At 36.2% G+C, this 4,064-nt stretch carries 7 protein-coding genes; 1 reads left to right on the top strand and 6 read right to left on the bottom strand.

Annotated features, from left to right (window positions below):
* Nucleotides 1–258 precede the first annotated feature (258 nt).
* The 4 genes from POV26_RS10540 to POV26_RS10555 form a co-directional block, all read right to left on the bottom strand.
* Nucleotides 259–1,299, bottom strand: a complete 1,041-nt coding sequence (locus tag POV26_RS10540) for an alpha/beta hydrolase fold domain-containing protein (protein ID WP_272856438.1) — start codon at nucleotides 1,297–1,299, stop codon at nucleotides 259–261.
* A gap of 226 nt (nucleotides 1,300–1,525) precedes the next feature.
* Nucleotides 1,526–2,194 carry a hypothetical protein gene (locus POV26_RS10545; protein ID WP_272856439.1) on the bottom strand — a complete coding sequence of 223 codons (669 nt, stop codon included), beginning with the start codon at nucleotides 2,192–2,194 and terminating at the stop codon, nucleotides 1,526–1,528.
* Between the two features lie 163 nt (nucleotides 2,195–2,357).
* A complete protein-coding gene (locus POV26_RS10550; RefSeq protein ID WP_076614752.1) occupies nucleotides 2,358–2,645 on the bottom strand; it encodes a helix-turn-helix domain-containing protein in 288 nt (95 codons plus the stop codon).
* Nucleotides 2,642–2,983: a type II toxin-antitoxin system RelE/ParE family toxin gene (locus tag POV26_RS10555; RefSeq protein WP_272856440.1), complete on the bottom strand. Its 342-nt coding sequence runs from the start codon at nucleotides 2,981–2,983 to the stop codon at nucleotides 2,642–2,644. The genes POV26_RS10550 and POV26_RS10555 overlap by 4 nt, the downstream gene beginning before the upstream one ends.
* 59 nt (nucleotides 2,984–3,042) lie before the next feature.
* On the opposite strand from POV26_RS10555, the gene POV26_RS10560 reads away from it, so the two are divergent.
* A complete protein-coding gene (locus tag POV26_RS10560) occupies nucleotides 3,043–3,174 on the top strand; it encodes a hypothetical protein (protein WP_272856441.1) in 132 nt (43 codons plus the stop codon).
* 28 nt (nucleotides 3,175–3,202) lie between these two features.
* Here POV26_RS10560 and POV26_RS10565 read toward each other — a convergent pair whose 3' ends face one another.
* Nucleotides 3,203–3,511, bottom strand: coding sequence for a hypothetical protein (locus POV26_RS10565; protein ID WP_272856442.1), 309 nt, complete (start codon nucleotides 3,509–3,511; stop codon nucleotides 3,203–3,205).
* Nucleotides 3,512–3,928 carry a PDDEXK family nuclease gene (locus tag POV26_RS10570; protein ID WP_272856443.1) on the bottom strand — a complete coding sequence of 139 codons (417 nt, stop codon included), beginning with the start codon at nucleotides 3,926–3,928 and terminating at the stop codon, nucleotides 3,512–3,514.
* Between the last annotated feature and the right edge of the window lie 136 nt (nucleotides 3,929–4,064).

Consider the following 4,064-nt stretch of genomic DNA (forward strand, 5'->3'; position numbering starts at 1 on the left):
AGCAAACAGGCACCGCCCCAAGTGGGGGTTTTGCGGTCCCACAGCCCAAAAACCGTGTTTTCACCTTTGCGGACATTCCCGGACTTTTTTTGGGATATGCTCTCTTGCCCAACTGGCCCACAACGGTTAAGTATAAGCGTAGTACGGGAATAGAAGCACCTCACTTTCAATTTGCCTATATGTTTGTTAATAGTCAATTCGTTCAATTTTAGCACGTTAGCCCGCATTACGCTTATACAATGTTAGCGGCTGGCTTTATTATTCTTCCGTTTTTCTAATGATAAAGTCCATAAAACTTTCTCCGCTTGGGTCTTGATGATAGCCATAAGACACTACATTGGGAATGCCAATACTATCTCCCCATTGTTTTAAAGTTCGGGCGTGGAATGAATGGTGGTTTAAAATGTTTACTTGTGTCGGCTCAACAACAGGTACTTGAGGATTGTCAGCCCAAAACTCGGGGTCATCGGCACTCATCATAGCCAACATATCTACTTTTGCTCTGTAATCGATTATGGAAGGTGAATTAAACTGAGTTGTATCTGACATTCCGTAAAAAGAGTTGAACCTCGGAATCATACTGGGGTCTTGCTGAAAATACCATTGCCAGGTAAAATCATATTCTTTAAAAACATCTGTAGCGTAACGCCCAAAATTATACGTAGCCTGTGTAGGTTTGACAGCAAGACCCTTTACGCGTGTAGATTCCCTCAGTACAGGGTCGGAATTTGAAGGGTCGGCCATATCATCCGAAAATGCCAACCATAAGGAAGTACCGCCACCCGCAGAACTACCACAAAGTACAATATTGTTTTTATCGATATTCAGTACTTTACTAATAGACCTAATGTATTGTAGAGCGAGTTTACTGTCATTTAATGATTTTAGCACACCTTCTTTGTCTCCCTCAAGGGCCAAGAGCCGGTAATTAACGGATGCGAAGGCAATTTTATTGGATAAAAAGGTTCTTATTTCGCTGGCGTACACCCACTGTCCACTTGGCATTTCAGTATATGGCTTTTCTTTTTCTCCCCCCAAAAATCCACCTCCGTGTATGTATATTACCAAAGGGGTTGGTGTTGATGAAGCGGGTATAAAAATATCGAACTTGTTTTCAGGATAAGAACCATAGGAATTATCTTTTGAAAACTTTGCATCAATGCCGTTTAGTTCGATTGGTGATTGACTGAATGTCAAACTCGAATTTTCTTGGTTAGTGATTTCGTCATCCTTATTGCAAGAAAACAATATCAGGCTAACTGAGGCCAATATCGCAATACCATATTTTACATTTTTCATATTTTTCTGCTTTTATTATTTGACTCATTTACAAGCGAAAGGTTTAGTCTTTGGTTTTAGGACGAGACGTTTATTCAGCTTACCGCTAACGTTTATGTATATGAGCTGTGGCGTGCCTCGGCACGGACCTTTCCAGATAAAAACCGGCTTTGGAAAATCCGCAGGATTTTCCAAGTGAGGACTGAACAAGCCATAGCTTATATACGGTGTTACCTGCTGGCTTTTTTCAGTATCCTTGTCCAGTCAATTTCGATTGTCTCAAATCGGCAAAATCTATTTCAATTGTATAAGCTTCAATTTCGTTTGTCCTATAATATTCTCTCTTTTCTTTGTCCCAAACCATTTTAAAATCAAAACTGTAACTTATTCCAATTCTATTTATTTTGTCTCCCTCATCTGGAAGTGCTTTTGTCAAATACCAAATTCCTTCTCCTATTTTTTCCTTTGTTTTTCTGTTCGTTATTTCAAATGGTTTTGTGTAGCTATATTCTTGAGGTACTAATTCTAATATTTCATCATATTGTTTTTTCATTGTATAATAATCGTCGTAATGTAATTCGACTGTTCCTTTGTGAAGTTTGTCATCAGAAAGTGTTATTTGTATACTATTGTCTGTTCCTCTAAAACAGTCATTCTTAATAAACCGAAGATTTATTACATTGATATAAACGCTATCTTTTAAATATTCATATTTCTTTTTGCCATTGTTAATTTTATCAATTGCGTCTCTCATTCCATAATTATCTTCTGTGTCCGTGACAGTCGGATTTGTACTTTTAATTCGAGCAATATCAAATTTGGAATTTCCAGCCTGAAATGGAAAAAATGAATTCCAATCACATTGAGAATAGGTGTTTGAAGAAATAAATATGATTAATAGTAGTATTTTTTTCATAAAGTTCGGTTTTCAGCTTGCAGGTAACGTGTTGTATATGAGCTGTGGCGTGTTTTGGCACGAACCTTTCCAAATAGACACTGGCTTTGGAAAATCCGCAGGATTTTCCAAGTGAGGACAGGCTATAAGCCATAGCTTATATACGGTGTTGGCAAACGTTATTTTACATCTGTAGATTTAAATTTAGTTTTGCTCCCAAAGCATTAAAAATCCGCATTACAGTTTCAAAAGTCACATTTCCAGTACTGTTTTCAAGTCGAGAAATCTGTGCTTTTTTTACTCCAACTAATTCTCCTAATTGCTCTTGAGTCAGTTTTCGTTTTTTTCGTGCGGTTTTTATCATATCGCCGATCAATTCAAGTTTTAACTCAAATTCATATTCGTCTCTTTCTTCAGTTCCCTTTTTTCCAATTAAAAGGTCTTCTGCTTGGTCTAAAGTGTAACTTTTCATTTCTTTTTATTTTTAAAGTATGTATTTCTGATTTTGTCAGCTTTGTCGATTTCTTTCTTATCTACTTTGCTTGTTTTCTTAATAATTCCGTGAGTAGCAAAAACTAACGTCTCGGTTTTATCATCCTTGTCCCAAAAGGCTAAAAGGCGATATTGAATTCCAGAATATAAGGTTCTAAATTCCCAAATATCGTCAGTCAGTTTTTTAAAGAACTTTGGGTCGGATTGTTGTTCGGCTCTTCTTATATTTTGAAATACCTTCTTTCTTACTTTTAGGTTTTGCTTTTCTACAAATTCAAAAGCTTCTTCAAGCAATTTGGTTTCAAATCGTTTTATCATTCTTGTTGTAAAATCAAATATGGTACAAATATAAGTAAAGTTTCTTTATTTGTAAACTTTTGAGTAAGTTTTTAATGTTTGCCAACGGTCTGGTATATGAGCTGTGGCGTGGGCTTTCACGGAAGCCAGCAAGTACGCACGAGCCGAAAATTCCGCAGGGATTTTCGGAAGGGGCACGGACCGAGCCATAGCTTATATACGTTGTTGCCCACAGTTATTTTAGCCTAAATTTTCCTTAAATGCGTTCATTATTTTATCATTCGGTGATGAAAATAGAGCAAATATATTGTCCGAATTCGCAGTTGATTTTACGTTGATATTCGTTTTGTCATTTTGTTCGGCAAGAACGATTTGGATTTTCCCAACTACTGTTGCTTTTCTATAATTTGCGGAAATTTCGTTTAGCAAATCATTTGACGATACTTTGCTAAATCCACCATTATTGAGTGCTGATAAACACTTTTCTTTAATTTCCAAAACGTTTCCGCTCACTTGGAAATTCTGTTCTTTACTTTTTCTTACTGCCATTTATTCGATTGTTACGTTAGTTTGAGTTACCCAAAATATTCTAATTTCAAGTTTATTCAGAGCTGGAATTATTTTATTTATTACTTTTCTTTGTTCTTCAGTATCTGGTAAAGCTATTCCGACTTTAGTTTTGTTTCCTGCTGGCAAACTTGAAATAACTTTCATAGTTGCCAACAAAGCAACGGAAATATGAGATTTCACTTGGTTTCTATTGAATGGAAGTCCGTATCGATTTGAAGTTTTAGATGCACTCGTTTCGCCTTTAGCCTCAATATAAAGTTTTTCCGTTTCCGTTTCCGCAATAATGTCAATTCCGTGTTGATTGGTTGTGAGTCGTTGAGTGATTTTATAACCTTTAGTTTTTAAAAAATCAGATACTTTTTCGACAATTTCATTCTCGGTCAGCATTTTTTTCATAATTGTGGGCAACGTTCCGTGTATAAAACGTAGCGTTTAAAAATACAATAATTTTCGGATTGGCACTTAGCCAAATCTTTGATTTGGAACCATATTGCCAATATTACGGCCAGATCAAAGATTTGGCGGACTTGGC

The organism is Aequorivita todarodis (assembly GCF_028561335.1).
GTDB classification, from domain to species: Bacteria; Bacteroidota; Bacteroidia; order Flavobacteriales; family Flavobacteriaceae; genus Aequorivita; species Aequorivita todarodis.